We start from the raw sequence: 16,954 nt of genomic DNA, 5'->3' as shown, positions 1-16,954 counted from the left end.
TTAGCTTTGTGAGGTGACGCACTGGCGCGCCGACGAGTGGGCGGAAGCGGTCCGGGCCGGCATCCGGGCGAAGGGGCTCTCGCTCGACGAGGCCGCGAGACGCATCGGGGTGCCGACCTCGACGCTGCGCAGCTGGATCGAGCACCGGCACGCGCCGAAGGTGACCGTCTTCGACCACTGGGCGCAGCTCGCCGAGGTCACCGGGCTCGGGGAAGCCGAGCTGCTGCGGGTCGCCGGGGTGCTGCCCGGCAGCCTCGCCAGCCCGGTGCACGTCGCGCAGGCCGCGAGGGCGCTGCGGGACGGCATCACCGAGGCCGGGCAGTTCCTGCGGCAGGCCACGGCGCTCGTCTACTCCTCACCCGGCACGCAGGTGGCCAACACCATCGCGGCGTCACCGATCGACTGGGAGATGCGGATCCGCTCCGCCACCCGCGGTGACGAGGTCCGCGTCACCTACCACCACTACGTCGGGGTCGTGCCGCCGCGGGACTTCCCCCACGACGACGCCGAGGTGCGCCGGATCCTCGAGCACGAGGTCCTCGGGGACCTCTGGCGGCCGCTCGGGCTCTACTGGCGGGTCGCCGAGGTGCACGACTGGCACCAGCCGCCGCGGCTGGTGATCCAGGTGCCCGAGCAGGAGGCGACCCGGCCGCCCGCGCCGTCACCGATCGTCGCCGCGCCGCCGGTCGTCGTGCTGTCGCCGATCTGGGGTTACGGCGAGCTGCTGGCGTCGCTGGTCGCGGACGGCCTCGGGTTCGGCAACGTCGACTTCCGCTACTTCGGCCTGCCCGACACGATGGCCGACCGCGTCCGGATCACCGCACGGGAGCTGGCCGAGCCCGCGCCGCGGCTGGTGCACGCGGTGCCGCCGATCATGCTGCTGCACGGCCTGGCCGTGCCCGACCTGACCGGACGGCTCCCGGTCGTCGTCCGCTACGGCCCCCGCATGCGCGCCCGCGCGGCCCGGATCTACCGCGAGCCGCTGCTCGAAGCCGGGTTCGCCGACCCCGAGGAGGGGGCGCGCGCCATCGAGGCGGCGGTCGAGGCCGGGATCCCGCCGGGCTGCGCGTACTTCGAAGTGACGCTCGACGACGCCGACGTGTTCGACGGCGACCGCCCGTCCCTCGACCGCCTGAACGACGCCGTGGCGTGGTTCGCCGAGCAGGTGGTCGAGCACGTCCTGCTCGGCGCGGGGCACCCGCCGGTGCCGCTCGGCGGCCCGCTCACCCGGCTGGTCCTCCCGTCCGGCCGGGTGCGGCGGCCGCCCGCGCTGGCCGGCCAGGTCGTGCGCCGGGTTCGGGCTCCGGTCGAGGCGTGATGTGGCGTAACTCGTGTGAAGTAGACGGACCTCGAAGGCGGCAGGTACCGTAACCGCCACAACTGCAGATCGGGCCGTCGAGCCGAGGCGGGAGAGCCCTCACGAACGTGGTGGGGCACCGAAGGAGCAAACTCCCCGGAATCTCTCAGGTACCTGCTACCGCTTCGCGCGAGGCCACTCTGGAAAGCAGGCGCACCCGCGCCTCACCCAAGGTGAAAGCCGTGTCGCACACGGTGAAACTCTCAGGTGCCATGACAGAGGGGGAGTTCCCAGCGCACCCTTGTGCGCCCGGCCTGAGGAGCTCCCGATCACTTCTACGCAGTTCGACGCCCGCCACATCGGCCCGTCCGAGGCCGAACGCGCGAAGATGCTGGCCGAGTGCGGTTACGGCAGCCTGGACGCCCTCGTCGGCGCGGCCGTGCCGACCGCCATCCGCGCCACCCGTGACCTGCGGCTTCCGCCCGCCGCGTCCGAAGAGGACGCCACCGCGGAGCTGCGCGCCCTCGCCGCGCGCAACCGGCCGATGACGCAGATGATCGGGCTCGGCTACTCCGACACCGTCACCCCCGGCGTGATCCGCCGCAACGTCCTCGAGAACCCGGCCTGGTACACCGCGTACACGCCCTACCAGCCGGAAATCTCCCAGGGCCGCCTCGAAGCGCTCCTCAACTTCCAGACCATGGTCGCCGACCTGACCGGCCTGGCCACCGCGAACGCGTCCCTGCTGGACGAGTCGACCGCCGTCGCCGAGGCCGTCACGCTGATGCGCCGCGCGTCGAAGTCCAAGTCGAACAAGGTTGTGCTGGACGCCGAATGCCTGCCGCAGACGATCGCCGTCGTGCGGACCCGCGTCGAGGCGCTGGGCATCGAGGTTGAGGTCCGCGACCTGCTCACCGGCCTGCCGGACGACTTCTTCGGTGTGGTCGTCCAGTACCCGGGCGCTTCCGGCGTGCTGCGCGGCCGCGGCTTCTACCACGCGATTTCCGAGTCGGCGAAGGCCTCGGGCGCGCTGTTCACCGTCGCCGCCGACCTGCTTTCGCTGACGCTGATCACCGCGCCCGGCGAGTTCGGCGCCGACGTCGCCGCCGGTTCGACGCAGCGCTTCGGCGTCCCGCTCGGTTACGGCGGCCCGCACGCCGGGTACATGTCGGTCCGTTCCGGCCTCGAGCGGTCGCTGCCCGGGCGGCTGGTCGGCGTCTCGGTCGACGCCGACGGCAACCCGGCCTATCGGCTGGCGCTGCAGACCCGTGAACAGCACATCCGTCGCGAGAAGGCGACGTCCAACATCTGCACCGCGCAGGTCCTGCCCGCCGTGCTGGCCGCGATGTACGCGGTCTACCACGGCCCGGACGGCCTCAAGCGGATCGCCCAGCGTGTCCACGGCCTGGCCGCGGGCCTCGCCGACACTCTCCGTAAGACCGGCGTCGAGGTTGTGCACGAGTCCTTCTTCGACACGGTTGTCGCGCGCGTCCCCGGCCAGGCCGCCGAGGTCCACGCCGCCGCCCGCGAAGCCGGGATCAACCTCGGTCACGTCGACGCCGACCACGTGCGGGTCGCCTTCGACGAGGTCAGCACGCCGGCGATCGCCGCGAAGGTCCTGAAGGCGTTCGGGATCGAAGAAGACGTCCAGGACGGCGTCGCGCTGCCCAACGGCCTGGCCCGCGAGAGCGGCTTCATGGGCCACGAGGTCTTCGGCAGCCACCGCTCCGAGACGGCGATGCTGCGCTACCTGCGCCGCCTGTCCGACCAGGACTACGCGCTCGACCGCGGCATGATCCCGCTCGGCTCCTGCACGATGAAGCTCAACGCCACCACCGAGATGGAGCCGATCAGCTGGCGCGAGTTCGCCGGCATCCACCCGTTCGCGCCGGCCGAAGACGCCGAGGGTTACCACACGCTCGTGGGGCAGCTCGCGGACTGGCTGGCCGAGGTCACCGGCTACGACAAGGTGTCGCTGCAGCCGAACGCGGGCAGCCAGGGTGAGCTGGCCGGGCTCCTCGCGATTCGCGCGTACCACCGCGCGAACGGCGACGAGGCTCGCGACGTCTGCCTGATCCCGTCGTCCGCGCACGGCACCAACGCCGCGTCCGCGGTGCTCGCCGGGATGCGCGTGGTCGTTGTGAAGTGCACCGACGAGGGCAACGTCGACCTGGCCGACCTGCGGTCCAAGGTGGACACCCACCGCGACACGCTCGCCGCGATCATGGTCACCTACCCGTCCACGCACGGCGTCTACGAGCACTCCATCGATGAGCTCGCGAAGATCGTCCACGACGGCGGCGGCCAGGTGTACGTCGACGGCGCGAACCTCAACGCCCTGCTCGGCCTGGCCAAGCCGGGCGAGTTCGGCGGCGACGTCTCGCACCTGAACCTGCACAAGACCTTCTGCATCCCGCACGGCGGTGGCGGCCCCGGCGTCGGCCCGGTCGCGGTGCGCGCGCACCTGGCGCCGTACCTGCCCAACCACCCGCTGCTGGACCAGGCCGGCCCGGCGACCGGCGTCGGCCCGATCAGCGGCGCGCCGTACGGCTCGGCGTCGATCCTGCCGATCTCGTGGGCCTACGTCCGCATGATGGGCGCGCCCGGCCTGACCGCGGCCACGAAGGTCGCTGTCCTGGCCGCGAACTACGTCGCTTCGCGCCTGGCGCCGCACTACCCGGTGCTCTACACCGGCCAGGACGGCCTGGTCGCGCACGAGTGCATCCTCGACCTGCGGCAGCTCACCAAGGAGACCGGCGTGACGGTCGACGACGTCGCGAAGCGGCTCATCGACTACGGCTTCCACGCGCCGACCATGTCGTTCCCGGTCGCCGGCACGCTGATGGTCGAGCCGACCGAGTCCGAGGACCTGGGTGAGATCGACCGGTTCATCGCCGCGATGATCGCCATCCGTGCCGAGATCGACGAGGTCGCGGCCGGCCGCTGGAGCGCCGAGGAGTCGCCGCTGCGCGGGGCGCCGCACACCGCCGAGACGCTGGTCGGGGAGTGGGACAAGCCCTACGACCGCGAGCTGGCGGTGTACCCGGCGGGTGTTTCGCGGAAGAACAAGTACTGGCCGCCGGTGCGGCGCATCGACGGCGCCCGCGGTGACCGTAACCTCGTGTGCTCCTGCCCGCCCCTCAACGCTTACGAAGGCTGATCCCGACGTGTCGAAAGAGACCTCCCTCCACGGAGTCCACAAGGGACTCGGTGCGCTGTTCACCGACTTCGCCGGCTGGTCGATGCCGGTCCGCTACGCCAGCGAGCTGGCCGAGCACAAGGCGGTCCGCGAGGCGGCCGGGCTGTTCGACCTCTCGCACATGGCCGAGATCCACGTCACCGGCAAGCAGGCCGCGGACGTGCTGGACTTCGCGCTGGTCGGCAACCTCGCCGGGGTCAAGCCGGGCCGCGCGCGCTACACGATGATCTGCGACGCTTCCGGCGGTGTGCTGGACGACCTCGTCGTCTACCGGCTGGCCGACGAGCACTACCTGGTCGTCGCGAACGCGGGCAACGCGAAGGTCGTCGCGGACGCACTGGCCGAGCGGGTCGCGGGCTTCGACGCGGTGGTCGACGACCGGTCGGAGACGACCGCGCTGATCGCCGTCCAGGGCCCGAACGCCGCCGCGATCCTCGGCGCCGTCACCGACGCGGACCTGGGCGCGCTCAAGTACTACGCCAGCGTCCCGGCAGTCGTGAAGGGCCACGACGTCCTGCTCGCCCGCACCGGCTACACCGGCGAAGACGGCTTCGAGCTGTTCGTGAACGCCGACGAGGCCCCGGCGGTCTGGCGCATCCTCACCGAGGCGGGCGAGGGTCACGGGCTGGTCCCGGCCGGGCTCGCCTGCCGCGACACTCTGCGGCTGGAAGCCGGAATGCCGTTGTACGGCAACGAACTCACCCTCGACCAGAGCCCGTTCGAAGCCGGGCTCGGGCGGGTTGTCAAGTTCGAGAAGCCGGGCGACTTCGTCGGCCGCGCGGCACTGGAAGAGCGGTCCAAGCAGGACGTCCCGCGCGTGCGGGTCGGACTCAAGGGCGCGGGTCGTCGTGCTCCGCGGCACGGCTACAAGCTTCTGTCGGACGGCGTCGAGATCGGCGAGGTCACCAGTGGGGCGCTGTCGCCCACGCTGGGTTACCCGATCGCCATGGCGTACGTCGATCGGGCGTACGCCGAGCCCGGCACCGAGCTCTCCGTCGACATCCGGGGCAGGATCGAGCCCGTCGAGGTCGTCGCCCTGCCCTTCTACTCCCGCGCGTAAAGGACTTTCACCGTGAGCATCCCCGAGAACCTGAAGTACACCAAGGAACACGAGTGGCTGAACGTCGAGGACGGCGTCGCCACCGTCGGCATCACCGCCTTCGCCGCCGAGTCGCTCGGTGACATCGTGTTCGTCCAGCTGCCCGACGCCGGCGCGACCGTGACCGCGGGCGAGGTGTTCGGCGAGGTCGAGTCGACCAAGTCGGTCAGCGAGCTGTACGCGCCCGTGTCCGGCGAGGTCGTCGAGGTGAACGAGGCCACATCGGACCGCCCCGAGGTCATCAACGAGGACCCGTACACGGAAGGCTGGCTGCTGAAGGTGCGTCTGACCGGCGACGTGCCCGAACTGCTCGACGCCGCCGCGTACGCCGCGCTCACCCAGGAGAACTGATGACGACGTTCGACCAGCACCTGTCCGAAGTCGACCCCGAGGTCGCCGCGGCCGTCGCCGACGAACTGAACCGCCAGCAGTCCACCCTGGAGATGATCGCCTCCGAGAACTTCGCCCCGGTGGGGGTGCTCGAGGCGCAGGGCTCGGTGCTGACCAACAAGTACGCCGAGGGTTACCCGGGTCGCCGTTACTACGGCGGCTGCGAGCACGTCGACGTTGTCGAGCAGCTCGCGATCGACCGCGCGAAGGCGCTGTTCGGGGCCGAGCACGCCAACGTCCAGCCGCACTCGGGCGCCCAGGCCAACGCCGCCGCGATGTTCGCCGTGCTCAAGCCCGGCGACACCATCCTCGGCCTCGACCTGGCGCACGGCGGCCACCTGACGCACGGGATGAAGATCAATTTCTCGGGCAAGCTCTACAACGTCGTCGCCTACCACGTCGACAAAGAGACCGGGATCGTCGACCTCGAGGAGATCGAGCGCCTCGCCGTCGAGCACCAGCCGAAGCTGATCATCGCCGGCTGGTCCGCGTACCCGCGTCAGCTCGACTTCGCCGAGTTCCGCCGCATCGCCGACCTGGTCGAGGCGAAGCTGATGGTGGACATGGCGCACTTCGCCGGGCTGGTCGCGACCGGGCTGCACCCGTCGCCGGTGCCGCACGCCGACATCGTCACCACGACCACGCACAAGACCCTCGGCGGCCCGCGCGGCGGGTTGATCCTGTGCCGCCAGGAGCTGGCGAAGAAGATCAACTCGGCGGTGTTCCCCGGCCAGCAGGGCGGGCCGCTCGAGCACGTCATCGCGGCCAAGGCCGTCGCGCTGAAGATCGCCGCTAGCGAGGAGTTCCGCGAGCGTCAGCAGCGCACGCTCGAAGGTTCGCGGATCCTGGCATCGCGGCTGTCCCAGTCGGATTGTGCTGACGCCGGTGTGCGCGTGCTGACCGGCGGCACCGACGTCCACCTGGTGCTGGTCGACCTCGTCCAGTCCACTCTGGACGGTCAGCAGGCCGAGGACCGGCTGCACGAGGTCGGCATCACGGTCAACCGCAACGCCGTCCCGTTCGACCCGCGCCCGCCGATGATCACCTCCGGCCTGCGGATCGGCACCCCGGCGCTGGCCACCCGCGGGTTCCAGGCGGACGACTTCACCGAGGTCGCCGACGTCATCGCGGAGGCGCTGAAGCCGGACTTCGACGACGCCCTGCGCGCGAAGCTGCGTGACCGCGTCGAGGCGCTGGCCGCGAAGCACCCGTTGTACGCGGACCTGTCCCGGTGAGCGCGCTGCCCGAGGGCCGGAAGCTGCTGCGGCTCGAGGTCCGCAACAGCGAGACGCCGATCGAGAAGAAGCCGCCGTGGATCAAGACGCGGGTGCGGATGGGCCCGGAGTTCACCGAACTCAAGGGCCTGGTGCGCCGCGAAGGCTTGCACACGGTCTGTGAAGAGGCTGGTTGTCCCAACATTTACGAGTGCTGGGAAGACCGCGAAGCCACGTTCCTCATCGGTGGTGACCAGTGCACGCGTCGGTGCGACTTCTGCCAGATCGACACGGGTAAACCGGCTGCTTTGGACCGGACCGAGCCGCGGAAGGTCGCGGAGTCCGTTCAGGCGATGGGTCTGCGCTACTCCACGGTGACCGGTGTGGCCCGGGATGACCTCGAGGATGGCGGCGCCTGGCTTTATGCCGAGACCGTGCGTCAGATTCACGACCTGAACCCGGGTACCGGTGTTGAGCTGTTGATCCCGGACTTCAACGCCGATCCGGCCCAGCTGGCCGAAGTCTTCGGTTCGCGGCCGGAAGTGTTGGCGCACAACGTGGAGACGGTGCCGCGGATCTTCAAGCGGATCCGTCCCGGGTTCCGGTACGCGCGTTCGCTCGAGGTCATCACCAAGGCGCGTGAGTTCGGCCTGGTCACGAAGTCCAACCTGATCCTCGGCATGGGGGAGACCCCGGACGAGGTCGCTCCGGCGATGCAGGATCTGGTCGACGCCGGGTGCGAGATCCTGACGATCACGCAGTACCTGCGGCCGTCGCCGCGGCACCACCCGGTGGACCGCTGGGTGAAGCCGGAGGAGTTCGTCGAGCACTCCCAGGCCGCCGAGGCGATGGGCTTCGCCGGGGTCATGGCCGGACCGCTCGTGCGGTCGTCGTACCGCGCGGGACGGCTGTACGCCCAGACCAAGGGTTACCGTGGAGAGGAGCTGCCCGAGAACCTGCAGCACCTCGCCGACCAGGGCCCGGCCGCGCAAGAAGCCAGCTCTCTGCTGGCGCGATAGGAAGGGGGCGGATCAATGGCGATCAGCGTCTTCGACCTGTTTTCCATCGGCATCGGCCCGTCGAGCTCCCACACCGTCGGGCCGATGCGGGCGGCACGGACCTTTGTGGACGGTCTCGGCGACGACCTCGCCAAGACCGCACGAGTGCAGGCCGAGCTGTTCGGCTCGCTCGGCGCGACCGGCTTCGGCCACGGCAGTGACAAAGCCGTCCTGCTCGGGCTTTCGGGCGAACGCCCCGAAGCGATCGACACGGATGTCGTGCCCGGTCGCATCGCGGAAATCCGTGAGTCCGGGCGGCTGCGCTTGGCCGGTACGCACGAGATCGCGTTCGACGAGGACAACGACCTCACGATGCACCGGCGCAAGTCGTTGCCGGCGCACCCGAACGGCATGGTGTTCCGTGCTTTCGACGCTTCCGGTTCACTGCTGCGCGAGCGCACGTACTACTCGGTCGGCGGCGGCTTCGTCCGCGACGAGTCGTACGAGACCGACGCGGTGTTCGTCGAGGATTCGACGCCCGTGCCGTACCCGTTCCGCACCGGCGCGGACCTGCTCGGGCACTGCGCGTCGACCGGGCTGCCGATCAGCGAAATCATGATGGCGAACGAGCTGTCCTGGCGTTCGCGCGAAGAGGTCCGGGCCGGGCTCCTGGACATCTGGGCGGTCATGGCCGAGTGTGTCCGCAACGGCTGCACCCACGAAGGTGTCCTGCCGGGCGGCCTGAAGGTGCCGCGGCGCGCGAAGGCGTTGCACGAGAAGCTCCTGGCCGAGGACGGCGCGGACGACCCGTTGTACGCGATGGACTGGGTCAGTCTGTACGCGCTGGCGGTGAACGAGGAGAACGCCGCGGGCGGCCGGGTGGTCACCGCGCCGACCAACGGCGCCGCCGGCATCATCCCGGCGGTGCTGCACTACTACCAGCGGTTCATCCGGCACTCGACGGACGACGGCATCGTCACGTTCATGCTCACCGCCGCCGCGATCGGCTCGATCCTCAAGCAGACGGGCTCGATCTCCGGCGCCGAGGTCGGCTGCCAGGGTGAGGTCGGCTCGGCTTCGGCGATGGCCGCGGCGGGGTTGACGGAGGTCCTCGGCGGCTCACCGGCGCAGGTGGAGAACGCGGCCGAGATCGGCGTTGAGCACCACCTGGGCCTGACGTGCGACCCGGTCGGCGGCCTGGTGCAGATCCCGTGCATCGAGCGCAACGCGGTCGGCGCGTCGAAGGCGATCCACGCGGCCCGGATGGCGATGCGCGGCGACGGCAGTCACGTGGTGACGCTGGACAAGGCGATCAAGACGATGCGCGAGACGGGCGCGGACATGAGCGTGAAATACAAGGAAACCGCACGCGGCGGCCTGGCGGTGAACGTCATCGAGTGCTGACGACGCCACTTTCCCTGGGAAAGATGCGTCTCGGAGGTGCCGGGGCCGAGCTTTCCCTAGGAAAGATGCGTTTTCTAGCGGTGCTAGTTCTGCTCCGGGTCGGCTGCCATCCGCAGGCCGACCTCGACCAGGCGCCAGCCGAGCTGCTGTCTCCTCGTGCCCGGCCTGCGGCTCGGTGTGGCCTGACCCGGCGGGCGGTTGCGCACGCCGTGGCGCAGTTCGTTCTCCCGCTCGTGAACCAGATCCTCGGCCATCAAGAAGTGCACCGGATCGCCCCCTGCGTCGATGTGCGGTGTCGGTGTCACCATCGTTGCCGAGTGTGCCCGTCCGGTTCCACCGGTTTTTCCACCCGCGAACACCATTGTCACCGAGAGCGACCGGCCGCGGCCACTCCGAAGGTGCGCTGCGGCGACGGTGATCCACTCGGCGCGGCCTAAACTCGCGGGATGGAGTCGACCTCGGTGGTGAATGCCGGTGAAGCGCTGTTCCGGCCGGTCCGCGCGGGCAATGCCTTCGAGGAGACCGTCGAGCGGCTGCTGCAGGCGATCCGGCTCGGGGTGGTGGGCGCGGGGGAGCGGCTCCCGTCGGAACGCGAGCTCGCCGAGCGGCTCGGGGTCAGCCGCGTCACGCTCCGCGAGGCCATTCGTGCCCTTTCGGACGCCGGTTACGTCGAGTCACGGCGGGGCCGCTACGGCGGCACGTTCGTGAACGACACCCTCCCCGGCCCGCCCGAACGGTCACCCGAAGGCAAGGTTGAACCCTTCGCGCTCGAGGACACGCTGAGCCTCCGCTACGTCCTCGAGACGGGCGTCGCGGAGATGGCCGCCGCGCGTTCGCTGAGCCCGGCCGACCGGCAGCACCTCACCGGCACGCTCGCCGAGGCCGCGAGCGCGGACCTCGACGACTACCGCCGCAAGGACTCCCGCCTGCACCTGGCGATCGCGGAGGTGACGGCGTCCGGCTCCCTGACCACGGCGATGGCCGACGCCCGCACCCGCGTCAACCAGCTGCTCGACCGGATCCCGCTGCTGCCGCCGAACCTCGAGCACTCCAACGCCCAGCACGAAGCGATCGTGGACGCGATCCTCGCCGGCGACGCGGCCGCGGCGCGGCAGGCCATGGCGGAGCACATCGAGGGGACGGCGTCGCTGCTGCGCGCCTTCCTGGCCTGAAGGCCGTCTTGACAGGATTCGAACAACCTCGTTAGTTCTCCACAGAACCTCCTCACCCGTTCGGCCGTCATCCATTCGTGACCTTGGCGACCGAGGAAAAAGACGAGGCTCCCGCCGAACCGGACACCCCGCGCCGCCGCCGGTGGCGGCGGATCCGGCGGATCGGCTACTGGACCGCCGGCACGCTCGTCGGCGTCCCGCTGATCGCGTTCTGGGTCGCCTACCTCGTGCTCGACGTCCGGAGCCCGCAAGAGGTCCTCGCCGAGCTCGACAAGACCGTCGTCCTGCAGTACTCGGACGGGTCCGAGCTGCTCAAGGTCATCCCGGCCGACGGCGACCGCACGTTCGTGCCCTACACGCAGGTGCCCGAAAAGCTGCGGGACGCGATCGTCGCCACCGAGGACCCGACCTTCTGGGACAACCAGGGTTTCGACCCGACCGGCATCGGCCGCGCGTTCCTCACCGGCGTCGGCGGCGGGTCCGGGATCACCCAGCAGTACATCAAGAAGTCCACCGGCGACGAAGACGCCACGATCGGGCGCAAGTTCGCCGAGCTCGTGCTGTCCACGAAGATCACCCAGGAGCAGAGCAAGGAACAGATCTTCGAGAGCTACGTCAACATCATCTCCTTCGGCCGCGGCACGTTCGGGCCCGCCGCGGCGATGAACGCCTACTTCGGCAAGAAGCTCGACGACTCGATGACCTGGAGCGAAGCCGCGTTCCTCGCCGGGATGATCCAGTCGCCGTCGGTGCACGACCCGGCCGCCTCCGGGGACGCCCACGCGACGCGGCGCTGGCAGTACGTGCGCGACAAGCTCGTCAGCCGCGGATACGTGAAGGGCGACGAAAACATGGCCTACCCGGCCGCCGAGGTCCAGGCGCCGTCGGAGACCCGCGCGGGCCGCGTCACCTACGACGAGTTCCACGTCAAGCAGCAGGTGCTGGCCGAGCTCGAACAGGACGGCTTCCCGCTCGGCCGGCTCCAGCAGGGCAACATGACGGTCGTGACGACGCTCGACCGCGGCATGCAGGACATCGCGAGGAAAGCGTTGCAGGACAGGCTGAAGAGCGAGCCCAAGGTGTTCCGCGGCGCGATCGTCGCGGTCGATCCGAAGACCGGCGCCGTCCGCGCCTACCAGGGCGGTGACCAGAGTGTCCGCGACTACGCCGGCACCCCGCACGCGGCCGGCTCGGCGTTCTACCCGTTCACGCTCGCCGCGGCGGTGCGCCGAGGGTACGGCCTCGACCAGCCGGTGCCGTCGCCGGAAAAGCAGGAGTTCCTCGGGGAGAACTTCCAGTACCCGGACGTCTGCGGCCCGAAGTGCACCCTGCGCACGGCGATGCAGGCCCAGGCCGACGGCCCGTTCGTCGCGCTGGCGAAGAAGCTCGGCCCGGACGCGCTGAGCGAGGCCGCGCGGCAGGCGGGCATCCCGGAGACCGTCGACGGCACCCCGACGATGCGCGAGAAGGACGGCTTCCTCATCGGGGCCGGCATCGCGATCGGCCGCTACCCGTTCCGGCCACTGGACATGGCCGGCGCGTACGCGACGTTCGCCGCCGAGGGCACGCGCACCACCCCGCACCTGGTGGCGAAGGTGCGCGACGAGAGCGGCGCGGTCGTCTGGGAGCACACCGACACCGCGCGGCCGGCGTTCGACGACGACGCGGACACGAGCCGCCGCATCGCCGAGGACGTCACCGGCACGCTGGGCACGTCACTGCCGGACGGCCGCCCGGCAGCACTGCGCTTCGGCGCGGCCGAGCACGGCAACTCCCCGGACAACCAGGACGCCTGGGCGGTCGGCTACACCCCCCAGCTGGCGACAGCGGTCTGGATCGGCTCCGACGACGACCGCCGCCTGACGGACGCGACGGGCGCCAAGCTCACCGGCGACGTGGTCCCGGCCGACATCTGGCGCACGTTCATGACCGCGGCGCACGAGGGTCAGCCGTACCGGCCGCTCGGTGGTGCGGAGCAGCGGGGTGTGCCGCTCGCGCCGCCGGTGGAGGTCCGCCCCCGGCGGTGACGGCCGGCGGGCGGGTCGGGTCGGGCGGGTCGAGTTCGGTCCTGCGTTTGTCGCACGAGAGCCAGCCGTTCCGCTCGCTCGGCGGCCCGCAGCGGAGGTTTGCCGCCGAGCGCCGCCGGCGGCGATCCGCCTGTGGCGGTGACGCCTCAGCGCACCAAGCCCAGCACGAACCCGTCATGCCCCTTGGTGCCCACCGTCTGGACGGCCGTCGCGTCGATCCGGTCCTCACCCGCGAGCACCTCGAACATCTCCCGCGCCCCCAGGACGTTCGGGTCGGTGCTCGCCGGGTCGGCGACCCCGCCCTGGCGGACGACGTTGTCGACGACGATCGTCGTGCCCGGGCGGGACAGCTTCAGGGTTGCGCGCACGTAGTTCGCGAGGTTGTTCTTGTCCGCGTCGATGAACACGAAGTCGAACGGCCCGGTCAGCGCCGGCAGCGTGTCCAGCGCCGCGCCGACCCGGATGTCCACCACGTCCTCGCCGAAGCCCGCGCGGGTCAGGTTCGCCCGGGCGACCTCCGCGTGCTTGGGGTCGTATTCGCAGGTCACCAGCTTGCCGCCGGCCGGGAGCGCGCGGGCCAGCCAGATCGTGCTGTACCCGCCGAGCGTGCCGATCTCCAGGATCGTGCGCGCCCCGGCGAGCCGGGCCAGCAGGTTCAGCAGCTTGCCCTGGTTGGGCGCGACGGCGATCGACGGCAGCCCGGCGGCGGCCGAATCGGCCAGCGCCGCGTCGAGCGCCGGATCCGGGGCGAGCAGCGCGCCGGTGAGGTAGTCGTCGACTTCGGCCCACGTCTTGTCGGTCATGGCACCTCCGCGGCCAATCTAGCGGGCTTTCCCGATCACCGGCGAGGCCTGCAGTTAGGCTCACCGGCGTCGGTGCAGGTGGGAAGCGAAGGTGGACATGGACGACTACCGCGTCGTCGCGGACGCCCTCGCCGCCGACATCGACGCCGGCCGCCTCCGGCCCGGTGACCGGCTTCCGCCGCAGCGCCGGTTCGCCCGGCAGCGCGGCATCGCGAACTCGACCGCCGCCCGCGTCTACGGCGAGCTGGTGCGGCGCGGCCTGGCCGTCGGCGAGGTCGGCCGCGGCACGTTCGTGCGGGCCGCAAAACCGCCGCCCGAGCCGGCGCTCGCCGAGCCCGGTGACGCGCGCGTCGACCTCGAACTCAACTTCGCCGTCCTCCCCGGGGAGTCCGCGCGGCTGGCCCGCGCGCTGGAACCGTTGCTGCGCGCCGACGTCCTCACCGCGGCCCTGCACCCGATCGGCGCGGCGGGCACCCCGGCGGCCCGGGACGCGGCAGCCGCGCTGCTCACCCGCGGCGACTGGCGGCCGGACCCGGCGGCGATCCTCTTCACCGGCAACGGCCGGCAGGCCATCGCGGCCGCGATCGCCGCGTTCGTGCCGGTCGGGGAGCGGCTCGCGGTGGAGTCGCTGACCTACCCGGTGGTGAAGGCGGTGGCGTCGCGGCTCGGCGTTGAGCTGGTGCCGATCGAGACCGACGAGGACGGCCTGGTGCCGGAGGCCTTGGCCGCGGCCGGGCCGGTGCGCGCGCTGTACGTCCAGCCGACACTGCACAACCCGCTCGGCACGACGATGCCCGCGCGGCGCCGTCAAGAGCTCGCCGACGTCGTCGCGCGGCTGGACCTGCCGGTGATCGAGGACGGCATCTACACGTTCCTGCGTGACGACGTCCGGCCGCTCGCCGCGTACGCGCCGGAGCGGACAGTCTTCGTCGACAGCCTTTCCAAGCGGGTCGCGCCCGGGCTGACGGCGGGTTTCCTGGTGCCGCCGCCGCACTGGACCGCGCGGCTGGCGTCGTCGGTGCGCTCAGGCGCGTGGACTGTGTCGCGCTTCGCCGTCGAAGCGGCGACGCAGTGGATCGTGACGGGCACCCTGGCCGAAGTCGAAGCCGCAAAACGCCGTGACGCCGCCGCGCGAGCATTGGTCGTGGCGGAGAAGCTGCCGGGACTGCGCGGTGACGCGGCGTCGTACCACCGCTGGTGGGAGCTGCCGGAGCAGTGGCGGGCGGAGATGTTCGTCGCGGCGGCGGCGCGCCGGGGGATCGCACTGTCGCCGGCGGCGGCGTTCGCGGTGCTGCCGGGACACGCGCCGAACGCCGTGCGGATCGCGGTGTCGGCCCCGCCGCCGGAAACCCTGGGCGCGGCTCTCGAAGTCTTGGCGACGCTGGCCGCCGGCAGCCCGGACGACGTGGGTGTCGACTAGGGCATGTACTTGCCCACGAAGCTGCCGCAGGTGACCACGCGGCCGGTGAGCCGGGCCTGGAGCGCCATCTCCAGCCCCAGGTAGTCGAACACCGGGGTGTCGGCCGGGACCGTCGCCGGCACCGGGCCGCCCGTCGCTAGCAGCCGGGTCGGCACCGTCTGGAACAGCACCAGGTAGTCGCCTTCGCGGTCCAGCGCGTCCGCCGTCTCGAGCATCCGGGCGGGCGCATCGCCGACGATCTCCAGCGGCAGCGGCCACTCCAGCGGGAACGGGTTGCGCAGGCCGAACGCGGGGTAGGCGAACGGGTTGTCCGGCAGGACCGCCGTCCGCCCGGCCGGGAAGCGGTTCAGGCAGTCGCGGATCTGCTGGACGTACCGGAACGTCGACGGGTTCGTGCGGATGCCGGCCATCGCCGGGCTGACCTCGCCGAGGTCACCGGTCAGCTGGTCGTGCCCGAGGTCGAGGTACGCGGCCTGGTCGTGCCGCACGACGACGACCCAGGCGCAGACCACCACCGCCGTCAGCCCCGCCGTCGCGGTCACCCAGCGCCGCGCCAGCCGCGGCCGCGGCGGGACGACGTGGCTCAGCAGCAGCAACGCCGTCAGCGCGAGGGTGCCGGTGAGCAGCGTCGGGGTGTCGTTGCCCCACGACAGGCTGGTCATGAAGCCGGTGGCGAGCACCAGCAGCCCGGCCCACGGCACCTTCCGCCGCACCGCCGCGTACACCGGCACGCTGACCGCGACGATCCACCACAGCACGTCCGCCCAGCGTGACGAGCCGGTGAACCGGCCGTCGACCACCGTCCAGACCACCGCGGCCGCGCCGGCGAGCACCAGCACCCAGGACGCGGCCCGCCCGGCCGCGCCGAGCCGGTCGCCCGGCAGCCGGACGGCCAGGAGCACCACCGCGATGACGGCGAAGAAGGTCAGCTCCCGGAACGGCGCCTGCGTCAGCACTTCCGGGTCTTCGAGCCACAGCCCGAGCAGCCGCTCGCCGTACGCGGGCACGCCGCCGGTCAGCTGCTCGACCATCTCCGCGAACCCGCCGCCGAGGCTGACCCACGCGACGTAGGCCAGCCCGGGCGCGCCGAGCGCGAGCAGGTCGAGGACGAGCCGCCGCCACCAGCGCGCCGTCCGCAGCGCGCCCTCGCGGGTCGCCGGGTGCAGCAGCAGCCACAGCACGCCGATCACCGCGGCCAGAGCGAAGCTCTGCTTGACGAACACCGCGCAGCCGAGCAGCACCAGCCCGCCGCGGCGGGCGAGCGCACGGTCGCCGCGCAGGCCCGAGTCCAGCGCCCAGGCGCCGCACGCCGTGAGCGCGATGCCGTCGACGGTGTGCCAGGCCATCAGCGGGAACGCGTTGAGGTTGATCAGCGACGCCGCCGCGACCATCGCCGTCATGCCCGGGCCCCAGTCCAGCACCCGGCGACGGGTGACGAGCGTGGCGAACGCGATCGTCGCCACGATGATCTCGACCATGGACAGGAAGCTGGAGCCGAAGAACAGCGGCATCGGCAGCGCGTAGTCGGCGACGTGCAGCACCGCGGACCCGAGCGGGCGCGCGGAGATGATTTCGGCGTGCGGGACTTCGCCGTGCAGCACCCGCCACGCCTGGGCGAGGATGAAACCCTGGTCGGACGGGTGGAACCCGAAGCGGCCGACGCGCAGTTCGGTGGCCAGCGCGAGGAGCACGACCCAAGTGGCGTGCAGGCTCCAGCGCAGCAGGGGCCGGGCCGCTTTGGCGGGCACGGGCTCTTCGGAGGCGGCGGCGCGCGCAGGACTCGCCACGTCCACGCCGCCCGCCTTCCGCTCCCGATCACACCCGGGAAGCGATGGTAGCGGCCGGGGTCACCACCGGTATGAACAGCACCACTGCGCCCCGCGGTCCACAGCGCCCCAAGGCGGCCTTCGGTGCTCCATCCATGCCCCCGC

13 protein-coding genes and 1 riboswitch are annotated in these 16,954 nt (G+C 71.4%); of the genes, 10 read left to right on the top strand and 3 right to left on the bottom strand.

All coding sequences use genetic code 11. The features are described 5' to 3' along the window. The first annotated feature begins 13 nt into the window (after positions 1-13). From ACIA5G_RS28200 to ACIA5G_RS28170, 7 genes are all read left to right on the top strand, one after another. The gene (locus ACIA5G_RS28200) at positions 14-1,318 is read left to right on the top strand and encodes a helix-turn-helix domain-containing protein (RefSeq protein ID WP_395928415.1); all 1,305 of its coding nucleotides are present in this window, start codon (positions 14-16) and stop codon (positions 1,316-1,318) included. A gap of 169 nt (positions 1,319-1,487) precedes the next feature. Then, positions 1,488-1,586: riboswitch (glycine riboswitch) on the top strand. Between the two features lie 39 nt (positions 1,587-1,625). After that, a complete protein-coding gene (gcvP, locus tag ACIA5G_RS28195) occupies positions 1,626-4,457 on the top strand; it encodes an aminomethyl-transferring glycine dehydrogenase (RefSeq protein ID WP_395929251.1) in 2,832 nt (943 codons plus the stop codon). Positions 4,458-4,464: 7 nt separating this feature from the next. After that, on the top strand, positions 4,465-5,556 hold the full coding sequence (gcvT, locus tag ACIA5G_RS28190) for a glycine cleavage system aminomethyltransferase GcvT (protein ID WP_395928413.1): 1,092 nt from the start codon (positions 4,465-4,467) through the stop codon (positions 5,554-5,556). A 12-nt stretch (positions 5,557-5,568) separates the two neighbouring features. Further along, the gene (gene gcvH, locus ACIA5G_RS28185; RefSeq protein WP_395928411.1) at positions 5,569-5,946 is read left to right on the top strand and encodes a glycine cleavage system protein GcvH; all 378 of its coding nucleotides are present in this window, start codon (positions 5,569-5,571) and stop codon (positions 5,944-5,946) included. Further along, complete coding sequence (glyA, locus tag ACIA5G_RS28180; protein WP_395928409.1) at positions 5,946-7,220, top strand: serine hydroxymethyltransferase; 1,275 nt, start codon at positions 5,946-5,948, stop codon at positions 7,218-7,220. The genes gcvH and glyA overlap by 1 nt, the downstream gene beginning before the upstream one ends. Next, on the top strand, positions 7,217-8,218 hold the full coding sequence (gene lipA, locus ACIA5G_RS28175) for a lipoyl synthase (protein ID WP_395928407.1): 1,002 nt from the start codon (positions 7,217-7,219) through the stop codon (positions 8,216-8,218). Before glyA ends, lipA begins: the two co-directional genes overlap by 4 nt. Positions 8,219-8,233: 15 nt before the next feature. Next, positions 8,234-9,601 (top strand): L-serine ammonia-lyase, encoded by a 1,368-nt coding sequence (locus ACIA5G_RS28170; RefSeq protein ID WP_395928405.1) that lies wholly within the window; start codon positions 8,234-8,236, stop codon positions 9,599-9,601. A gap of 83 nt (positions 9,602-9,684) precedes the next feature. On the opposite strand, the gene ACIA5G_RS28165 is transcribed toward ACIA5G_RS28170, so the two are convergent. Beyond that, positions 9,685-9,909, bottom strand: coding sequence for a hypothetical protein (locus ACIA5G_RS28165; RefSeq protein WP_395928403.1), 225 nt, complete (start codon positions 9,907-9,909; stop codon positions 9,685-9,687). 138 nt (positions 9,910-10,047) lie between these two features. Here ACIA5G_RS28165 and ACIA5G_RS28160 point away from each other — a divergent pair, with 138 nt between their 5' ends. Beyond that, positions 10,048-10,773: a FadR/GntR family transcriptional regulator gene (locus tag ACIA5G_RS28160; protein ID WP_395928400.1), complete on the top strand. Its 726-nt coding sequence runs from the start codon at positions 10,048-10,050 to the stop codon at positions 10,771-10,773. 77 nt (positions 10,774-10,850) lie between these two features. After that, complete coding sequence (locus ACIA5G_RS28155) at positions 10,851-12,800, top strand: transglycosylase domain-containing protein (protein ID WP_395928398.1); 1,950 nt, start codon at positions 10,851-10,853, stop codon at positions 12,798-12,800. Between the two features lie 146 nt (positions 12,801-12,946). On the opposite strand, the gene ACIA5G_RS28150 is transcribed toward ACIA5G_RS28155, so the two are convergent. Further along, positions 12,947-13,603, bottom strand: a complete 657-nt coding sequence (locus ACIA5G_RS28150; protein WP_395928396.1) for an O-methyltransferase — start codon at positions 13,601-13,603, stop codon at positions 12,947-12,949. Positions 13,604-13,700: 97 nt separating this feature from the next. Here ACIA5G_RS28150 and ACIA5G_RS28145 point away from each other — a divergent pair, with 97 nt between their 5' ends. Continuing rightward, the gene (locus ACIA5G_RS28145; protein ID WP_395928394.1) at positions 13,701-15,023 is read left to right on the top strand and encodes a PLP-dependent aminotransferase family protein; all 1,323 of its coding nucleotides are present in this window, start codon (positions 13,701-13,703) and stop codon (positions 15,021-15,023) included. Here the strand turns inward: ACIA5G_RS28145 and ACIA5G_RS28140 are convergent. Continuing rightward, positions 15,020-16,816, bottom strand: coding sequence for a hypothetical protein (locus tag ACIA5G_RS28140; RefSeq protein ID WP_395928392.1), 1,797 nt, complete (start codon positions 16,814-16,816; stop codon positions 15,020-15,022). The genes ACIA5G_RS28145 and ACIA5G_RS28140 overlap by 4 nt on opposite strands. Positions 16,817-16,954 lie beyond the last annotated feature (138 nt).

The sequence above is a fragment of the Amycolatopsis sp. NPDC051758 genome (genome assembly GCF_044453095.1).
Classification (GTDB): domain Bacteria; phylum Actinomycetota; class Actinomycetes; order Mycobacteriales; family Pseudonocardiaceae; genus Amycolatopsis.
The sequence above is the reverse complement of the archived record's forward strand: the minus strand, read 5'-3'. Positions and strand labels throughout refer to the sequence as shown.